We start from the raw sequence: 18,785 nt of genomic DNA on the forward strand, positions 1-18,785 counted from the left end.
TCACACGCGACGATGCAACTGCTCCCGAAGGTATTCTTCAATTTCATCGGGAACGTCTTCGGATACGCCGATCGCGTCAAGGGCACCACGCACCTGAAGGTAGATTGGTGTCCCTTTGGGTAGAATGAAGGCGTGAACGCGGTCTTCCCCTATAAGACTCGCAAAGAGAACCATATCTCCCTCCATGGCCTTCTCCATTGGAGTCTTCTTCGCGGGATAATAGAGCCGCCATTCTGAACGGTTTGGATTGGTAGCTCGTGCGTCGTACCACTTCACTGTTGAAGTTTGTGCGTCACGGACAGTGCCATCGCCAAAATATAGTTTCCAGATACAATCCAACTCGTTCGTGTCATCTCCCAGCAGTGCACGGAGCTCCTTAACTCCCTGGATTTCATGCTGATTGCTAGTTGACGATGGTAAGTCGACCGTTGATAGCTGGCGCGCCGCAAATCCTCGATAGACTCTGCCTGGTGAGGGAACTCGTCCCCCATGAGCAAGAATTCGTTCGGCGAATATGTTTCGGATCGAATCCAGCCGTTTCTCTTCCGGAATAGCATCGAGGTTAGCGAAAGCGCCCAGTCGAGAAATGCGAACCATAGCCTCCCTCAAGAGATCTTCCTCAGATAAATTCTCAGTGCTTTTAACGAACTGCCGATATCGCACGAACTCATGAGCAATCGTCTGAGTTAAGTTGCGATAGGTCGAAATTCCAGGGCGTTCCAGAAGTTGTACGAAATTATCTTCCGTTAAACCTCCCGCCGTGGAGTCCAGTAGCCAAAGCTCATCTTCTTCATTCGTTGGGTCGCGCAAAATAGCGACCCGCCACCAGAGCCTTTGAAATGCATTTCGTACCCCCGGTAATAGGCGCTCTGGCGATGTCTTCCAACCTTCGTCATCTTCGCGCCCGAATCGCCATGCAACAATCTCCGGAACAAGCCGACAAGTTAAGTAGGCCCAGACCTCATCTCTCAAGGTCTCTGCATTCACAATCGGCAGATTAAGAAGGCGACGAGAGAGCTTCAAATCGAAACTACGCTGCCCTTCGAGTGTGCGAGAATCGGGAAACCCCTCTCCCCTGGCGAGTGACAACAACTCGGACCGGAGCGAGCTTAAACCGTCCTCAGATAGTTTGACTCCTCCTGTCGGCGCATACGTGACACCTTCCAATGCGTCCCAGACATTACATTCGCTGATTTGAACCGGTGATAACTGGCTGTACTTTTCGGCAAGTAACTTTGAGTTCGCCGAATTTAATCGCGGAAACAAGTACGTTTTCATCTCTCCTCCTCTACAGCGCTTAGTACATCTTCGATTTTGAGGTTGGTGCCCTGCAATTGCGACTCAAATCGATCTGGCGCATCTGCGAACAAACTTTTTATCTCCGGAAGAGAGGACTGGCCGAAAATATTGCGTAATACCATTCGCAATGAGCTGCCGAGGCTGCCTTCAGAATATTCGTGATTCGGATCCGTAAATGCTTCATGACGAAGTGCCATCATTAGTAGTTGTCGTTGAACATCGTATCGTAAAATTTCAATCAGTAGGGTCGACGCGGCAGACGGCTCCTCGGGTGTTAACAGGCTCACTAAAGTTCGTTTGCGTGAGTTTAAATAAATTACCATTCCCACGGAAGCAGAGTGCTCCAAGCCATCCAACGTGAGTTCTACGTGCCAGGATGCGTTGGGATCATCGAATTTTGCCGGAAAGTTCCCAAAGTTTTCTACGCATATGGGCAGTCGGGCCCCGGGGGCTTCAAGGGTGACCGCTTCTCGGTCCGACCAAAGAATACTTCCAGCCTGAGTTGCTCCGGGGAGACGCGTACTGCCGGGGTCATGCACGATGATGATGGTCTCCAGGTAGAGTTCTCCTCCGACCTCGGACCCTTTTATCGGAAGATGAAGTTCAATTTCTTCATGATTGTCCCCACTGTTGCTGCAGGTCAGAATCTGTTCCGGACTGCGTGCCCGGGCGTAGCTAGACAGAGACGTGGACCACTCTGCGAAAATGCTAATGGTAGCGTCCTCTGCCAGGCAGCAATGCTCCCAGATAGCCTTCCTGTTGAGCTCGAGTACTCGGGAGTAGGAAAGATCCACCTGGTAATCCCAGGTTTTGGCTCCAGTGGCCTCGTACCACTCGTACGCATGCAGAAACTCCAGCGGAGCTTCGTTGGGAAGCTGGACAAAGGGGCTCAGACGTAGGCTCGCCATTAGGCCACCTCCCCAGTTTCATCGTCTGTGAACGACTCCGTCTTGATAGCCAACTCTACGAAACAGTCGGAGGGTTGCTCCAAGAGAAGCAAACCCTCGGTAATATCTGCAGGAACTTGTAAGGTGACTTCCGGTTGATTCAACGAATCTTGTTGAACGTCTTCGGAGCCAAAAACAACCCTTCGAAAAACAGGTTGTTCGAAGCTTGTGACGCTCTTGGACTCTTTCCCTCCACCCGCGATGACGACCCGGGCTTCGAAGATGAGGGTTGAACCTGATGTCAGCCGTAGGTGCTTGATATTAAAAGGAATCTCTTGAAGCGTGCGCCCATCTTCCACTCTTCGAGTAGGGGTTCCTAAGGTGACCTTCGGCTTACGCGCACTCGATCCACCCGAGCTAAGCGGTGAGTTACGAGCTTGTTTTCCTCTTGAGGTCGTATCAAGACCCGGAAGAGCCCCCGCAAGTTGGTCTGCGAGCCCTGCAACGGAGCGATGATAGGTCGTGGCAATGTTGGTGGGGGAAGGTGTGATAAATTGTCGGGTCTTCTTCTCAATCCGATCAAAAGCCACATTAATATGGCTACGTTCCACTCGCGTCGAAAGGTGAGCCGCGACCCAGTCATCGTGAGAGGGTGGCTCTGATCGCTGAAAAATCCCCTCTACTTCTCGATCTGTAAGAAACACGCCGGCGAACTGCTCTCCCTCTACGGGAGCTACCTTCATCGGGACGTATTTCAAGATGAGTCTTGTGTTTCTCATCAAAGCGACGTGGCGAAGCGGCTCATCGTCCCCCACGGGACAAGAGAACGCCAAAGTGTCACCACCTTTCTCAAAGGGGCGTTTGGCTACCCCTAACTGTCCCAGAAGGCGTTTAGGTCTTTTTAGTTTGATGTCAAAAGAGCTAGCCATTGCGCTGGAAGATTCGGTTTTTCGGATGGCGTCATAGGCGCGCACAAACACTCGCAGCCGCGGGTGCCTTCGTATATCGGGAATTTCAATACTTTCGCCGTTCCATCGCACTGAAAATTTTATCGCTTCATCGATGATTCGTGGCCAACAATTCCAAATAATACTGGAGACAATCTGATCTTGAGGTGAGACATCGGGAACTGCTCGATCCCCATCATTCTCTTCAGCGAGATAAGGTTCAAGGACAGGGTCGAGAATCATGACAGTAGTGCCCGATTCATGGTTTGTTGCGACATCCATCCCCAGTGACATCGCCAACGTGTCGGCATCGTCACCTACGAGTGGACCGAATCTCTGATTCTCATCTCGGACACCCCACCAATGGCGACCTGTGTAAATTACTTTTGTTTCGTTATTATGGTATTTGTCTTGCCATGAAATGCCCACAAATCGGCTTTCAAGTTGGCCTTCCACGAGAGCTCGAGAATGTACCAGGATAGTTTTTGCGCGACTCGCCCGAAAAAATGATGAACGGCCATAGCCATAGCTGCCGCCAGATGCGCTCCCCTGGTGGTCTGTAGAAGGCTTTGTTTCCCCGATCATAAAGACAAAGTTCACAAAATCACTTGTGCCTTCGGTGTGTACGTCCGAGCGCGTGGTACCTCCAAGTCCTTTTGTGTTTCGATCACTGACGATTAAGACGTCTTGCTTGGAGCCCGTGCCGAGCTTCTTTAACGGCTCTGGGCTGGCTGGCGTCAGACCACTCGTGATGTGATTGCGAAAAGCTGTCAGCTCCTCATTTCGAATCTCTTTAAATTCGACGTTGAAGTGAATTGAGGTTTCGTCCTCTCGGCGAGCGTCCCAACTATTCTGGACTGACTCCCGAATAAGTAACTCTAGTGGACTCAGGTCGGGTGCGCCGAGGAGTTTCCCCAGGCCTCCTCCGGTGATTCCTCCAACTTCCGAAACGTGTTCTGCGAGAAACTCAAGACGTTCCATCTACTGCCTCATCGTTACGAGTAGGGTGCTGACTTCATCTTCGCTTAGCGGAGAGAGCGACGGTACGTCGAGGTTCACTTCATAGCTCACTTTACCAATGCCCTCGGGGAGCTTGTCCGCAAAACTCTCTTTCGTCAGACGGGGAAAGCCAGCGTGGTCCACGCGGTAGAGAAAGGCTTCTACAAATTGAAGAGGCTGCTCCAAGTACGCCTCTTTTTGGTCCGGTTGATAACCTGCTGCCAAAAGCTTTTTGTGGAGATCGATCGAATTCACTCCTTTAAGGAGAAGCTCGTCAATCATACCAGGCAGCGTCATACCGGTTCCGGTGGGCGTTCGTATTTTCACAAAAAACAAATAGAGTTTTTGTTCTTTCGAAATATCGAGCTGCTCCAAAGACTGGACGGAAATATGTCGTCCATTTTCGCGTGCCGACGTTTTGACCTCGACATTAATATTTCGAGAAACGAAATCGTGACTGGCACCATCTGGACCCACCCAGTGGTTTAAAACGTCGGGTGACTTATCCGCGAGCTTTGACAGAAACAGAAGTTCGCCCATTAAACCTGCAACTTTTCCTTTGGAGAGCACCCGCCCTGGCATGCGTTCGAGAAGTTGTCGCCATCTCTCGAGGACTTTTAGTGCCAAAGGAAATGGGGAAGCGTCCGGCTCATTCAGTAGGTGGTCAATGATATCCTGAGCGACAACCGTAAAGAGCTCATTAAGCTCCTCCAACTTACAGGCGATATCACAGAACAGAACCTCTTTGCCCGATACGATATAGGGTCGTACCTCGATCGAAATCCCTTGACTGTTGTCCTCTCGCTCCTCATTCGCATTGTCAGGAACAGGAACAATCACATGGCGCCGTCCCTTTGAGTCGATTCCCAGGTAGATATCACCCCAGGCCGTCAGGGTGTTTGTGGGAAGAAGTTTCAGATCACTGAGAGCGAGGCCCGATTCGGTGATCTCACCGGCGATCAATTTCCATTGGTCCTTTAGCTGCAACTTCATCCTTCCAATTCCTCTTCGTCTTCAGGAACATCTTGATCTGCTTCCTCGGGAATCTGCGCTTCGAGTTCGTCGCCCCGGAACAAGCCTTCCAGATTATTCTGAAGATAATCTTGTTCGTTGAGCTTTGACTTGGGAAAGGACAGACCGATGCCGATGACATGATCCGCTGCATTAAGATCCCTTCGGTCTTTTGATTCTCCTGCGGGGCCTGAGTCTTTATCGATCGGGTAGATGAGAAGCAGGCCGCTATCAGGATATTGATTGTTTCGAAGGCTGCACAGGGTTTCGTGAGAAAGGCCTTTTAGCTCTCCCTCCCAATCCAGGTCGATGATCCGATCTGCGCGTGTCGTGAGCGCCTTTATGTTGGCAGGCTTAATGCTCTGAAAGCGAGAGCGGTTGACGAGGTGCACCGGCCGATCCAGTCCCAGGTCGATTGTGTCGCGATTTCTGCTGCCAATGATTCCAATATTCCAGTGAGTTAGACCACCTGCTGCATGCTCTTTCTCTAAATAATTGAGCAGAAGCCGGTTATCAAAGTCTTGGTGTAGAGATTTATACTCTTCGAGGAAATCATAAATAATTTTATATGGAACGGACCTGAAGAGCGATCGGCTGCCGCTCTTCTCTTCAAGCTGACTTACTGAGGCGGCTTCTTGAAGAACAGACCGGGTCGCCTGGAGGTTGTGTTGCAGCCACTCCAGGTTCTCATGGTCAAACTGGAAGGTCTGGTAGTGACTGTCGCTATAAGATGCTGACGCGAGCTTGACGTTCTGCATCTTCAGTCGGGAGGTTACTGCGAGCTTTGGATGGGTTTGCACCCGAACTGCAAAGTCTCTCGGTGAACGTCCTTCCGATTCGTATCTGCGGATATCGTTACGAATTTCTTCTTCGACGGTCGCTAGATGAATGAATTGGTCCAGCAACTCGGAGGTCATCCACACTCTCGGGAGGTCTTCGTATCCTGGCCGGTATCCAAACCAGCGACCCATTTGAAGAAGAGTATCGTAAGCGGATGCCGTTCGAATAAAGTAACTGACGATAAGACCCTCCAATGTGAGGCCCCTGGAGAGCGTGTTTCCACCAATAGCGATATGGACTTTTTTGTCGTTGTTTGTGTAAGTGAGCCCACCCCCAATCCTGCCATTGTCTACGACAATTTCGGAAGACTCAAAAACGTCGTTGAAATGCTGGATTAACTCATCAAAGTCTTTCTTTTCCACAGCCATATTAAGATCGGATGATGTCACTCGAAGGTGTTCCTCATCCCACACTTCGCGTAACCGGGCCGTTAGTGTGTCCGGGCTGTTGGTCCACTCATCCTCCAACTCGCTAAAGAACGTCTTCACGATGGACTGAAGCTGCCCATGTGTGTGTGTGTAGAGGGTGGTGTGGATGAGCATGCTCGTGTGTTTTCGTTCTTGCCCCCGGGCGAATCTGCAGGCGCTGGCAAGAAAGAAGTACAGTATTGCGCGCTCGAGAGACGGCGTCATCGATGGCATAAAATTGAATCGGCTGTCTCGCCTGGGAGGGCAGAGTTGCTCGACGTCTGACTCCGGTACATCGCGGACCATATCAAGCCCATCATATGATGCTTGATCCTCTTCATTCTGAAGCATCTCTCGACCGAAGATTCGCTCGGCACCGAAGTATTGGCGGGGACGGGGAAGGTCGACGATAAAGTCCCGCGGATACAGGTCTTCTGGAAGAGAAGGGTCGATGAAGATATTCGCGAAGGGGGTCGCGGTGTAACCGAGATAAACGGTCTTTGGAAGGATCTCGAGTATCTCAACGATTTTACGGTTTATTGCGCTGCGCTCGTCAGCCTTCTGGCGCGTGTTGACGCTGGCCTGGTCGGCTTCATCGTCGATAATTAGCACCGGGCAGTTTCGCCGCGTTTCTTCGGTCGCCGCGTCAAAGAATGAACGAATTCGTTCTAATATATGAACGTTCTTTTTGACGACGCAGAGAACCCGGCCATGACGATGCTTGGGGTTCAGTAAGTAGTCTGGAGACCCGACACCCTGGAAGTCTTGAGAGACCGATGTCAGTGAGTTCCAGTTCTCTGGATTTTGTGCGCAGAGCTCCTCATCCAGCCGTCGCTGAGTTTGGCGCCGAAGAGAGCTGGTCATACCAGTGAGGACAATGACCAGTTTAAAACCGTAGTCAGCCGCTTTGGCGATCACGCCGGTGTAGTTGGCAGTCTTGCCGCTTTGGACATATCCAACGACCAGTCCGCGTGTATTTATGACACCCTCACCAGGGTGGGGAAAGTGCGCAAGGATTTTTGTTGTAGCGTCATCGACGTTTTTGACTGTGCTCTTTCCCCAGCCTTTCTCCAGCAACAGGTTTTTATAGTTCGGCCAGCACCATGCCTGTGGAAAGTCAGGTCCCGGATAGCTTGTTTCGATATTTGGTGCGCTTCGTATTACTCGTGGATCGATAGCATCGATGAAGCGTTTGGTGCGTTTGTGATAGGCTGCCACGACTTTTTCGACAAGTTGTTCATCTCCGCCGGCATATCTTAGTAAGCGACCTTTGGCCTTGGTCGGTGGGTAGCTAAGTATGAATGATCCATAATCTTCAATAAGCTCTTCCAATAGATCGTTATCGATGTGGTTCATAGCTAAGTCCTGTTATTTGGTGGTTAGTTTAGAAGGTGATACGGTCAGGTCTTCTCTTCCGAGTCTACGCGCTACTTTATTGAAAACCGCGGCATCATCGTCAAACCCGCCCGCTTCGTAGTCCGAATTTGCATCTTCGCTGACTGTGAAATACCGGACCGCTGCCTGAAGGTGACGATAGTCTTCACTGTCAAAATCTGATGATAGTTGAGACTCTTTCAGAAGAGTGATTAACCCATTGGCGATCGCAGTGGCTACGCCCATTTCGATGGAGGGGGAGTCTTTGTGTTCGTCTCGAAGAAGCGCCATGTAGCCGCTGACTTCAAATTGAAGACTCAGGGGGCGTTCCGCCGGTTCGGCCATCAACTGCGCGAGGAGTGCGGCTGCCATCGGGGTCACTGTCGGCTCGTTGCTTTCAGGCTCAGGGGGCTCGACTATTACGTCTGAAATTTCATCGATAAACCGCTCAGCATCACCATCTTCGTATAAAGGGTGATCAGGGTGAGTTGGAACTGACTGTAGAAGGGTATGTGCCTGAACCCGGTCGCTAGAGGTTGATTCTGAACCGTTCTGGGGAGTTGAATCGGCGCTGAATGCCTTATCTTGTAATCCTTCTCGCTGAAAAGTGGCCAAGCAGCCGTCAAAGAAGGTTTTCCACGATTCGGTCTTTCCTATGTTATAAATCGCTGTTCGATAGGAGCGCACCCATGACCCGGGAAGATGTCGAAACTTGGGACGTCCATCCTTGAACTCAAAGAAGCCGTCAAGAGCCATCAAGTGTGCGACGACATTTCCAGTGTGTTTGTCGTCCTCAATGTATCCGCGAAATTCAAATATGTCGATTTGACCCTCAGGCATATCGGCTCTCTCGTGCTAAATCTTGTGATCAAACAAGAAGTTCTGTCTGTCCGCGACGCGTATAGTTTCCCCGTTTAAATTCAACGGCAGTTGATTGTGACGTACTGTATCGAGGGCGATTTGTTCCGGCAAGAGGCGAAGGACTGGGGATGGGCGGACCCGTCTTCGGTGTGAGCATGGTCTGAGGTAGTCCACATTAGGTAAGGTGACGGATCAAGTGTTGTTTTTGAGTAATTACGATCAAATCTCCTGGGCATCTTAAAAGAAACGGTTGTTGGCCCAAAGACTTGTGAGGACTTTGAACTTTCACGCATCCCGCCTCCCCCCACCCCCATGCACCCCCCGCCACTCCCCCGGACTCACCTGATGCGCCTGCCTGAACACCCGGTGGAAGTACGACGCGCTCGCATACCCCACACGCTCCGCAATGATCTCCACTCGCTCGTCGCTGTGGAGCAACAACTGCCGGGCTCGCGACAGCCGAGCCCGGGTCAACCACTCCATCACCGTGGCGCCGGTGTGTTGGCGGATCAGCGTCGTTAAATAGGCCGGGGATTTGCCCATCGCCCGCGCGACCTCTTTTAACGAGATCGGCTCGCAGGCGTGACGCTCGATGTACCCCAGGGTCTCGGTGACCAGCGGCGGCGTCGTCACCCCGCTCGCCAGGCCGGGGCGCGGAGCGGCGCGTTGTACCTCGGTCATGAGCAGGGCCAATAAGCCCAGGGTTGCGAGATCGTGGTGGGGGGCCTGCGCCTCCAGTTCCTTCTCCAGCCTCTTAAAAAGCGCGATCACCTCCGGTAGGCGCCCGGGGTCCACGCGGCGCACCGCGCAGGCGCCGGCGGCGACCTCGTCGAAGGCGGCGGTGATCAGCCCGTCGCCCTGCACGGCAAAGCAGCTCGGGCAGATGGCGAGCATCCAGGATTCGCCCACGCCTCGGGCGGCCTCCGGCGCTCCGAGCGCGCCGTGGGGGGCGCCCTGGGGCACCAGCAAAAACTCACCTTCGCGCACCCGGTAGTCGGCGCCCTGCCAGACGCGCAGCTCGCCATTGACCACCAGGTTGAGGCTTGCGTGGTCGTGCACCACCGTGGCGTCGTGGTGGGGGCGCTCGCAGGGTTCGGTGCTGTGGCGCACGACGAGTGTTTTGTGGCCTTCAAGTGCGGAGCGCAGCACGGGTTTGCGGGTGGGCATGGCGGGCTCGGGGCAGGGGTGAGTTAGCCGGGTCAGTGGGCGGGCATGGTCAGCGTCATGATGATGGAGGCCGCGGCGCGGGCGCCCTGGGCGGCCGCTTCGAGCACCTGCTGAAAGCCCGAGGTGATGTCGCCGGCGGCCCAGAGCATCGGCAGCGGCGTGCGTTGCATCGGGTCGACCTCGACAAACTCAAGACGTTCGCCCTTCAAAGGAAGTTTGAGCGTGTGGATGAGCTCGTGGTGACGCTGCCCGAGTTTGACAAACATGGCGCTGCGCGCAACCCGGGTGCCATTCTCCAGAACAATGGTCTTAAGCGCGCCATCCTCCCCCTCCAGATCCACGATCGGGCTCGTGTAGAAGGGGATCTTCAAGTCGTTGAGCAACGCCTTCGTCTCCTCATCAAAGGGCTCGCCATGCGAGAGCACAATGACGTCGTCGCTCCAGTTCGTGAGCACGGGGCCCATATGACGGGCGTACTCGTTGCCGCCGACGGCGGCCACCGCCTGATCGCGCACCTCCCAGCCGTGGCAGAAGGGGCAGTGGTGAATGCTCCTGGCCCAGCGCTCCGCATAACCCGGGATGTCGGGGTGAACGTCCACCACGCCCACCGCCAGCAGCACGGCGCGGGCTTGCAGCGTCTGGCCATCGTCGGTGCGTGCTCGCCAGTGGTTGTCTTCAAACACAAGGCCGTCGACGTAGGCCTGTCTGTGGTCGATGGTCGGGAACTCCTGGAGGTCATCCCACGCCAGCTCCCGCAGCCCGGCAGGAGAGACACCCTCCCTTGTCAAAAATTTGTGCACTCCGCTGGAGGGCGCGTGCCGCGGCTCGCCGGCATCCACGACCAGCGCACGCCTGCGCGCGCGGCCAAGGTAGAGCGCGGCGCTTAAGGCCGCCGGGCCACCGCCGATGATCAGAACGTCCAGGTTGTTTTCAATCATGCTCATAAAGACTCCGCCGGAAGGGGGTTCGGGCCGATCAGGCCGCTATGTATGAGGAAGCCGGGATCGCCTCCCTCATTAAAAATAACGAGCGCCGGGGAGCGTCTGTAGGGCCGATCTTTGGCTGGAAGTGCTCGATCTTTTTATTTTAATGATGGGTTGGGAGGTGGGTGCCGGTGGGGAGGGAGGAATGGTTTTGCGTCGATTGGGCGATCGGCCAGTCTGCATGCGCTTTATCGACCCTCTTTCAATTTGAAATTTTGATTGCGACGCGTTCGGAACACGTGTTGGGGGGCGCGGTGAGGGCTGCGAAGGCTTCGCGACATACCGGGGGACGTAGCGGGTGGTCGCGAAGCGCTGAGGGCGGCGCCGGGAGGAGGCGAGGGGATTGCGAAGCGTTCAGCGAGGGGCCTGCGCGTTGAACTCCTGTCTCGAGACGCTTCGCGGCGTGTGTTCCAGATCCAGGGAGGGGCGCGAAGGCTTCCGGGAGTTACGGGGCGTCAAAAAGCGCGCGGCGAAGCCTGTGTCGAGCGTGTTGGGCCGCTGAGAAGCGGGGCGAAGCCTTCGCCGGGGCCGGTGGGCCGGAAGCGGCGGCGTCTAAGGCTAAAACGTGGGCATGTCAGCGACGAGAGGGGCGAACATGGCGTTCGCAGCATGGTGAGCGCGCGTCCGGCGTACTGGCGAGCTTGGATGGCGGGTTGCATCAACGAAAAATCTGGGGCTAGAGTCTGCGTATCAACAATAATCTGTCCTCGAAGTCGGGGGCCGGGCTCGACTGGCGAGCTGGCCTGTCCGGGGGGCCGTAGAACCGTGAGGTTTGGTATGGCGAGGATCTCAAAGCAGGTAGCGAACCGTCAGGCGATCAAAGAGAACATCCGCTCGTCGGTGGCGCGTCATCGCGATCAGGTGGTCGAGGCGGTGGAGCGTGCGCTCTTCGGGGGTCAGGCGCCGGCGACGCTGACGATGGGTGAGTTTTTTGATGCGTTGACCGGTAGCCTGGAGTCGGCCCATCAGGAGTTCGCCGCGCTTGAACAGCAGCTGGCGGTGGAGCGCGGCGAGGAGTCGCGGGCACGGGCGCGCCGGGATGAGGCCGCAGAGGAGGTACGTCAGGCGTTGATCCGGGTGCGCGGCGTGATCGAGGGCTTCTGGAGCCCGCAGGCAGCGGTGCAGGCCGGGTTTATCGGGGTAACCCCCCAGGTGCATCGCGACCTGGTGGTGTACGCGCAGAACGTGGAGGCGAACATGGAAGGCGCGCTCCAGAACGCCGAGGCCGCGCTGTCGTTGGCCCTTCCCGACATCGGGGAGCTGCGTGAGACGGTGCGCACGGCCCGCACCGGGCTGGAGGCTGCGCTTGTGGAGGTGGGCGCCGAGGAGCGCGACGCCCAGGACCTTCAGAACCGCCGCGACCAGGCCGCCGAAGCCTGGAACAACACCTACATCCCGGTGGCCAACATCGTCGAACACCTCTTCCGCCTGGCCGACATGCACGCCTGGGCCGATCAGGTCCGCCCCACCGCTCGCCGACGCGCCGGCATTGCGGAGCCCGAAGACCTTGACGCGTTGGGAGACGACGCGGAGATCGAGGTGGTGGAGCCGGTGGGCGGGGAGGAGCCGGCGCCGGTCGCCGAGTAAGCGGTGACGTAACCTGAACGAAAAACCCCGGGCCGCGGAAGCGGTCCGGGGTTTTTTAATGATGGCGAGTAGGGATCCAGGGGGAGCCGTCGCGAATCCCATCACATCAACGATGAGCGCAGGTGCCGGACATCGTTGTTACAGCTGTTACAACTTGAAACAAACCTCGCACGGGCGTATAGAGCCGGTATCACCCAACTACAGCGATCACGAGTTCTGAGGGGAGCATGAGATTTCAAAAGCGCATCAAAGTGTTTCCAGGCGTGCGGTTGAACCTGAGCAAAAGGGGCGTGAGCACCACGATCGGGGTTCGAGGGGCCAGCGTAACGCTGGGCAAGCGGGGGGCTTATGCAAATGTGGGGATACCGGGCACGGGGATCTCGCATCGTCAGAAGCTGGGCGGGAGTAAGAGAACGTCGGGGGCTTCCGGGCGATCGGCGGCGGGTGGCCGTTCAACGTCCGGGTCGAATGCGGTGGAGGTGGTCTACGAAGCTCCCGCTGAAGTGATCGCCAGCGCCGATGTGGAACAGGTCACAAGCGAGGGGCTTGTGAGTCTCCGGCAGACCCTGCAGGAGGTCTATCAAGAGCGTGAAGCGTTAACGGCGGAACGAGCACGCGCGCAGGCCATGAACACGCTTTCGTTGGTCCTTCTCGGCGTCTCCTATGTGTTCATTGTCGGCTTTTTTGTCGGATGGTTTAAAGCATTTCGAAACGCGCAGCGCGAGAAGCTGGATGCCGTCAACGAAGGGTTGGAGGCGTGTCATTTGAACATAAGCCTGGAGATGGATCCTGAACTTTCCGGTTCATGGAAGCGACTTGATGCAGCGTTTCACGAGTTGAAAAGTTGTCATCGTATCTGGGATGTGACGACAAGCCGTGAGATTGATCGCGTCGCCAAACGCTCCGCTGCAGGCGCGGAAGTCTCTCGAACTCCCACTCGCCTCGACACCGGCGAGATCCCCAATGTTGTCTCGGATCGGCAGGCGCTTCGTTTTGAAAATGTGAATGGACCCGATCTGTATTTGTTTCCGGGGCTTCTGGTCTTGCTTCCGCCTGAAGGGTTGCCGGGAATCGTTGATATTCGTGAAGTCGATTTCAAATTTTCAGAGGTCCGTTTTCAGGAGTCCGGGCCGATTCCCGGGGACAGCGTTGTGATCGACCATGTATGGGCCAAGACGAATAAGAATGGAACTCGTGATAAGCGTTTTAAAGATAATTATCAGATTCCGGTGGCGCAGTATGGTGAGATCCATGTGAAGAGCCCGGGCGGGGTCAATGAGGTGTTTTGTTTTAGTGATTGCGGGAAAGCGGCAGCCTTTGCGGCGAGCATGGATCGTTATAAGAGCTACTTTTCTTGATGGGGCGTATGTCTGCTCCGGGGGAGGGCGCTGTGTTTTGGGAGCATGTGGGAGGTAAGGTTTGATCGTTCAGGTTCGTGCGATTCTCTACGAGTTGATGGTCTCGGAGTCCAATCGGCAGGCCGCTCGTATGATGCGGGTGTTTTTAACCCTTCTGATCAGCGTTAACGTGGCGGTCTCAATTCTGGGGACCGTTTCGGCGTTAAGTCAGATCTATGGTTCTGTATTCTACTATATCAATCTGATCTCCGTGGTCATTTTCGTGATTGAATACCTGGTCCGAGTCTGGGTTTGTGTCGAGGATGGGCGGAGTTCCGTTTTGGGGCGGATTAAGTTTATGGCGTCACCGATGATGCTTATTGACCTGGTGGCGATCGTACCTGCCTTTTTGCCTCAAGGGGTTGTGGATCTCCGAACGATTCGTGTTTTCAGGCTATTGCGAATCTTGAAGTTAAGCCGGCATTCCCGAGCGTTGCGGGTGATGTTGACCGTGGTGCAAAGCAAAAGAAATGAGCTGGGAGCCACGGCTTTTGTAGGCTTTTTGATGCTGATCGCGGCGTCGACGGTGGTGTACTACCTCGAATTTCCGGTGCAGCCGGAGGTGTTCTCGAGCATTCCGGCGACGATGTGGTGGGGCGTGGCGACCTTGACGACCGTAGGTTACGGCGATATGGCGCCCGTGACGCCGCTGGGCAGGATCGCGGGGGCGGTGGTGGCGACGATTGGTGTGGGGATGTTTGCGCTGCCTGCGGCCATCCTGAGCTCGGGGTTTGTGGAGCATCTTAAGGGAGACTCGGAGCCGGACGGGCAGGTGTGATGCGGTGTGTGCCGCGAGATGGGTAGTCGAATGGGCGCCGGTAACTACTCGACCGCGGGCGCGTGCTGACGCGAGATGAACGAAAACCCCGGGCCGCGAGAGCGGTCCGGGGTTTTTTGATCAGGGCGGGCGGGCATGGCGCTGCGGCATGGACGCCGCGCGGTGAGGGTTTTAGGGTGGAATCGCTGGATAGTGGGTGAGACGCCGATGTCGCTTATGCCCGAATGTGGAGGTTTTTATGGTCTCAGATAAGAACGCATCAAAGCCTGACGAAGCGCGCGCGTTGTCCACCTCTCCCGAGGAGCTGCGCGACCCGGCAACAGGCCTGGGCCCCGACGAGATCACGGAGGACGGGGTCGATCGCACGCTTATCCGGTGGTTTCTATCGCTGACGCCGGACGAGCGTTTGATGTGGGCGCAGGGGCACGCGCAGGCGGTGCTAAAGATGAGGGGAGGGCGCATTGTCGGCGCGAATGCCGGGGGCGCGGACTGTAAGCCTGAGGTGATCAGGGCCGAGCCGAGGGGGGAGAAAGACTCAGTGGGTGGGAGTTGAGCGTCGGGCCAGAAGACGCGCGCGCCAGTCCGAGCGCAGCCGCCCCTTGTAGGTGGTGGCGCGGATGTAGAGTTCAGCGAGTATCAGGTTGGGGACCCAGCAGAGCCAGGTGATGAAGGGGTACCACTGATCCAGGGTGAGAAAGGCGGGGTGGGGGAGCATGCGCACGGTGACGACGGCCAGGGTGACCAGGTAGCTGCGCAGCATCCACTCGCGGTGCTCGCGGAAGCGGCGGCCGAGGGCGGTTTTCAGCGCCATCCAGGTGGTGAAGAACCAGACGACTGCCAGGGTGGCGAAGCCGAGTTTTGCAAAAATGCCGTACTCGTTGGCGGTGGCCAGGGCAAAGCCTGTGATGCTGCTGACGAAGATGGTGACCACGTAGACCCAGCCCGACCAGCGGTGGTAGCGGGTGCGCAAATAGCGGCGGATGAAGTTAAAGGGCCCGAGCATCAGGGGCGGGAGCGCGGTGAGGATGTGGATGCCCAGGATCAGGTTGTTGAGGCGGTGCTGGCCGGCAAAAACCTCGGAGGAGAGGGGCTCAGAGCGGGTGAGAAAGCCGTGGGAGACCAGGATATAAATCACCGAGGAGGCCGTCACAAAGGCCACCACCGTGGTGAAAAACCAGACGACGCGCTGGTAGAGCTCAAAGGAATCTTGAGGGGAGCGGGGATCTGCCATACGCAAAAAGTCTCGGCTCGTCGGGGCCAGGGGGAGGAGCGTTTTGAGGCACCTTAGACGTTGACAGAAAGGTGGCGGGGGCTCAACCGGGGCCTCAGGCGCGCCGGGCGCTCAGATCCCCCAGGCCACCGGCAACCACAAGCGCCCCAGAAGGGCGATGAGCACGATAAAGGCGATGTTGAGGCGCAGGCCGGCGCGCATCATGTCGTTCATGGTGACGTAGTTTGAGGCAAAGACCACGGCGTTGGGTGGGGTAGCCACCGGCAGCATAAAGGCGCAGGAGGCGGCGGTGACCACCGAGATCATCAGGGTGTAGGGGTGCAGACCCACGACGGTGGCCAGGATGGCGACCACGGGCACAAAGATGGTGGCGGTGGAGGTGTTGGAGGTGACCTCGGTCAAAAAGATGACGACGGCCACGAGCACTAGGATCACCAGAATGCCCGGGGCGCCTTCTAAAAAGCCCAGACCCTCGGCGAGCCAGGTGGCAAGGCCGCTGGCCTCGATGCCGCTGGCCAGCGCCAGCCCCCCCCCGAAGAGCAAAAGAATGCCCCAGGGCACCTCGCGCACGTCTTCCCAGACGAGCAGGGGCTCACCGGGCTCGCAGTGGGAGGGGACGATGAAGAGCAGGATGGCGCCGAGGATGGCGACGGTGGTGTCGGAGAAGCCGCCCAGGCCAAAGGTTGCCAGGTGGGGGGCCAGCGCGCCGCGAAGCACCCAGAGGCCGGCGACGAGCGCGAAGATGGCGAGCACGCGGCGCTCGGAGTGGCGCATCGCGCCGAGCTCGCGCAGCCCCTCGTCGACGACCTGCGCGATGCCCTCCATGCCACCGATGCGAATGGGGTAGGCCCTCTTGGTCAGGTAAAACCACGCGATGAGGATGCCCACGATCGCGATGGGGAGGCCGTAGTACATCCACTGCAAAAACGAGATCGTGGTGCCGTAGACGCGGTCCACGTAGCCCACAAAGATGGCGTTGGGTGGGCTGCCGATGATGGTGGCGATACCGCCGATCGACGCCGAGTAGGCGATGCCCAGCATCAGCGCCATGCCGAAATGAAAGCCGCCGGGGCGGGTGTCGATCTCGGGCTGGTGCTTTTGGGTGAGGGCGGCCACCTGGGTGACAACGGCCAGGCCGATGGGGACCATCATCATGGCGCTGGCGGTGTTGCTGATCCACATCGACAAAAAGCCCGTGGCGACCATAAAGCCCAGCACCAGCCGCGAGGGCTCAAAGCCGACTTTGGCGATGATGGTCAGCGCGACGCGGCGGTGCAGGTGCCATTTCTCCACGGCGATGGAGAGCAGAAAGCCGCCCAGAAAGAGGTAGATGAGCTCGTGGCCGTAGTTGAGCGTGGTCTCCGCCGCGGGGAGCACCCCGGTGAGCGGAAAGAGCACAATGGGCACGAGCGCTGTGACGTAGATGGGGATGGCTTCGGTGAGCCACCAGATGGCCATCAAGAGGGTAATGGCCAGCGCGGCGGTGCCGGCGGCAGATAACCCCTCAATGCCCTGGCCGAGCATGATCAAAAAGAAGACCACCGGGCCGGCGATCAGGCCGATGCTTTTTGCCGGGGTGCGGGTGGGGGCGGGCGTTTCAGCTGAAGGGGGGGTCATGTGGCGAGCACTCCGAAGGAAGGAGCGCACAGATTAAGGGATGGGTGGGGGTGGTCAAGGTAGGGAGCTCATGACTGCTCAGGGGGAGCAGATCTCTGTGCACGAGAGGTCGTGGCCGATGTTGCAGGCCGACTCCCAGGTGCGGGCGGCGGCCTGGGCCTGGCCGCGCTGGCAGAGCACCACGCCCAGGGTGTGGATGATGTTGCCGTTTTCGGGGGCGAGGTCCACGGCCTTGCGAGCGATGGTCTCGGCGGTGGCGTCGCATTGGCCGGCGCCGTAGCAGCGCTCCCATGCCAGGCTGTTGCAGGCGTCGGCGTCGTCGGCGTCGCAGGCGGACTGATTGTAGATCTCGCGCGCTTCGGTGGAGTTCCAGTGGGCGTTGGCGAGCTCGCGGCAGGCTTCGGGGTTGCCTTCGGTCAGGCAGGCGTCTTCGTGAAGGTCGCGGAACATGGCCTGGCGCTCGGCATGCCAGCGCTGCTGGATGCGGTTCTGGAGTTTCTGGTGACGCTCTTTGAGGTGTTGGTCGAGCCCGATGCCGGTGCCGTGCACCAGATATTGCACGCGGGTCTGGTCGCCGACGGTGTTGACCATGGGCTGCTGGCGAGCGTGGCCAAAGAGGGTGTTGATGGCCGGGCAGGCCGCCCGATAGTCGAAGCGCCAGGCCTGTTGCGGGTCGCCTTCATGCTCCAGAGGGAACTCCATCGCGCAGGGGTACTCGGAGCAATTGACGGTGGTCTCCGGGGGAAAGACATCGGGGCACTCTTGCATGAGCTGGTCGACCATCTGCTCAAAGTTCTCGGGCCGAAAGGCCTCGTCGAGCTCGGCGGGAAAGGCCATGGGCACCTCCGGGGAGGTGCGATCGATGAGCTTTGCGAGCTCGTCGTTATGCTCGCGCAGGGCGTCGCGCTCCTGGATGGCGCTGGCGAGGGATTTCTGGGTGAGCGCGAGCGTCTCCTCGCAAGATTGGCCGCTTTTGGCCGCGGCCTCCTGCAGCTTCGCCAGGGTCTCCTCGCCCGCGCCTTCGCCCGGAGGCCGGTCCGCCGCGTTATAAGCGATCATCGTCGGACCCTCGGCGGGCTCGGATGAGAAGAGCAGGAAGGGCAGGGCGCCGGACGTGATGCCGACCACAAAGACGATGAGGTAGGAGAGGTAGGTTCGCATCATGCTATCGCTCGGACATCGATGGGCGCAGAGACAGGCAGAATGATGAGGAGAGTAGCAGACGAAACGGGGGTGTGGGAGAGGGCGCGCGCGCGGGTTGGGATGGTCGAAGGTGGTCGTTTTGTGTGGGTCGTGTGTTCATAAAATGAACATGGTCTGTGCGTTTTGCGCAGAGACATGCAAATAACGACCTAAAATCAGCATGAAACCCACCTGGCATGTGTATTGCTGAAGGGCTT

General features: G+C 57.3%; 15 protein-coding genes. 4 read left to right on the plus strand and 11 right to left on the minus strand.

Going from position 1 to position 18,785, the window contains the following annotated elements:
• From FRC98_RS02490 to FRC98_RS02525, 8 genes are all read right to left on the minus strand, one after another.
• Nucleotides 1-1,278 carry a DUF6339 family protein gene (locus tag FRC98_RS02490; RefSeq protein ID WP_146979716.1) on the minus strand — a complete coding sequence of 426 codons (1,278 nt, stop codon included), beginning with the start codon at nucleotides 1,276-1,278 and terminating at the stop codon, nucleotides 1-3.
• On the minus strand, nucleotides 1,275-2,207 hold the full coding sequence (locus FRC98_RS02495) for a hypothetical protein (RefSeq protein WP_146979717.1): 933 nt from the start codon (nucleotides 2,205-2,207) through the stop codon (nucleotides 1,275-1,277). The genes FRC98_RS02490 and FRC98_RS02495 overlap by 4 nt, the downstream gene beginning before the upstream one ends.
• Complete coding sequence (locus FRC98_RS02500; protein WP_146979718.1) at nucleotides 2,207-4,114, minus strand: hypothetical protein; 1,908 nt, start codon at nucleotides 4,112-4,114, stop codon at nucleotides 2,207-2,209. The genes FRC98_RS02495 and FRC98_RS02500 overlap by 1 nt, the downstream gene beginning before the upstream one ends.
• Nucleotides 4,115-5,125 (minus strand): PD-(D/E)XK motif protein, encoded by a 1,011-nt coding sequence (locus FRC98_RS02505; protein ID WP_146979719.1) that lies wholly within the window; start codon nucleotides 5,123-5,125, stop codon nucleotides 4,115-4,117. It abuts the gene before it with no gap.
• A complete protein-coding gene (locus tag FRC98_RS02510; protein ID WP_146979720.1) occupies nucleotides 5,122-7,746 on the minus strand; it encodes a Z1 domain-containing protein in 2,625 nt (874 codons plus the stop codon). Before FRC98_RS02510 ends, FRC98_RS02505 begins: the two co-directional genes overlap by 4 nt.
• Nucleotides 7,747-7,758: 12 nt before the next feature.
• Nucleotides 7,759-8,604 (minus strand): hypothetical protein, encoded by an 846-nt coding sequence (locus FRC98_RS02515; RefSeq protein ID WP_146979721.1) that lies wholly within the window; start codon nucleotides 8,602-8,604, stop codon nucleotides 7,759-7,761.
• A 306-nt stretch (nucleotides 8,605-8,910) separates the two neighbouring features.
• On the minus strand, nucleotides 8,911-9,792 hold the full coding sequence (locus FRC98_RS02520; protein WP_146979722.1) for an AraC family transcriptional regulator: 882 nt from the start codon (nucleotides 9,790-9,792) through the stop codon (nucleotides 8,911-8,913).
• Nucleotides 9,793-9,824: 32 nt separating this feature from the next.
• Nucleotides 9,825-10,736, minus strand: coding sequence for an NAD(P)/FAD-dependent oxidoreductase (locus tag FRC98_RS02525; RefSeq protein ID WP_146979723.1), 912 nt, complete (start codon nucleotides 10,734-10,736; stop codon nucleotides 9,825-9,827).
• An 816-nt stretch (nucleotides 10,737-11,552) separates the two neighbouring features.
• On the opposite strand from FRC98_RS02525, the gene FRC98_RS02530 reads away from it, so the two are divergent.
• From FRC98_RS02530 to FRC98_RS02545, 4 genes are all read left to right on the plus strand, one after another.
• The gene (locus tag FRC98_RS02530; RefSeq protein ID WP_146979724.1) at nucleotides 11,553-12,362 is read left to right on the plus strand and encodes a hypothetical protein; all 810 of its coding nucleotides are present in this window, start codon (nucleotides 11,553-11,555) and stop codon (nucleotides 12,360-12,362) included.
• Nucleotides 12,363-12,589: 227 nt separating this feature from the next.
• Complete coding sequence (locus tag FRC98_RS02535; RefSeq protein WP_146979725.1) at nucleotides 12,590-13,720, plus strand: DUF4236 domain-containing protein; 1,131 nt, start codon at nucleotides 12,590-12,592, stop codon at nucleotides 13,718-13,720.
• A gap of 61 nt (nucleotides 13,721-13,781) precedes the next feature.
• On the plus strand, nucleotides 13,782-14,537 hold the full coding sequence (locus FRC98_RS02540; protein WP_146979726.1) for an ion transporter: 756 nt from the start codon (nucleotides 13,782-13,784) through the stop codon (nucleotides 14,535-14,537).
• 238 nt (nucleotides 14,538-14,775) lie between these two features.
• Nucleotides 14,776-15,090 (plus strand): hypothetical protein, encoded by a 315-nt coding sequence (locus FRC98_RS02545; protein ID WP_146979727.1) that lies wholly within the window; start codon nucleotides 14,776-14,778, stop codon nucleotides 15,088-15,090.
• Here FRC98_RS02545 and FRC98_RS02550 read toward each other — a convergent pair.
• From FRC98_RS02550 to FRC98_RS02560, 3 genes are all read right to left on the minus strand, one after another.
• On the minus strand, nucleotides 15,073-15,768 hold the full coding sequence (locus FRC98_RS02550; protein ID WP_230467193.1) for a DUF2306 domain-containing protein: 696 nt from the start codon (nucleotides 15,766-15,768) through the stop codon (nucleotides 15,073-15,075). The two genes, FRC98_RS02545 and FRC98_RS02550, sit on opposite strands and share 18 nt — an antisense overlap.
• A 111-nt stretch (nucleotides 15,769-15,879) precedes the next feature.
• Nucleotides 15,880-17,385, minus strand: coding sequence for an SLC13 family permease (locus FRC98_RS02555; RefSeq protein ID WP_146979729.1), 1,506 nt, complete (start codon nucleotides 17,383-17,385; stop codon nucleotides 15,880-15,882).
• A gap of 78 nt (nucleotides 17,386-17,463) precedes the next feature.
• Nucleotides 17,464-18,549 carry a hypothetical protein gene (locus tag FRC98_RS02560; RefSeq protein ID WP_146979730.1) on the minus strand — a complete coding sequence of 362 codons (1,086 nt, stop codon included), beginning with the start codon at nucleotides 18,547-18,549 and terminating at the stop codon, nucleotides 17,464-17,466.
• Nucleotides 18,550-18,785 lie beyond the last annotated feature (236 nt).

It is taken from the genome of Lujinxingia vulgaris (genome assembly GCF_007997015.1).
Classification (GTDB): domain Bacteria; phylum Myxococcota_A; class Bradymonadia; order Bradymonadales; family Bradymonadaceae; genus Lujinxingia; species Lujinxingia vulgaris.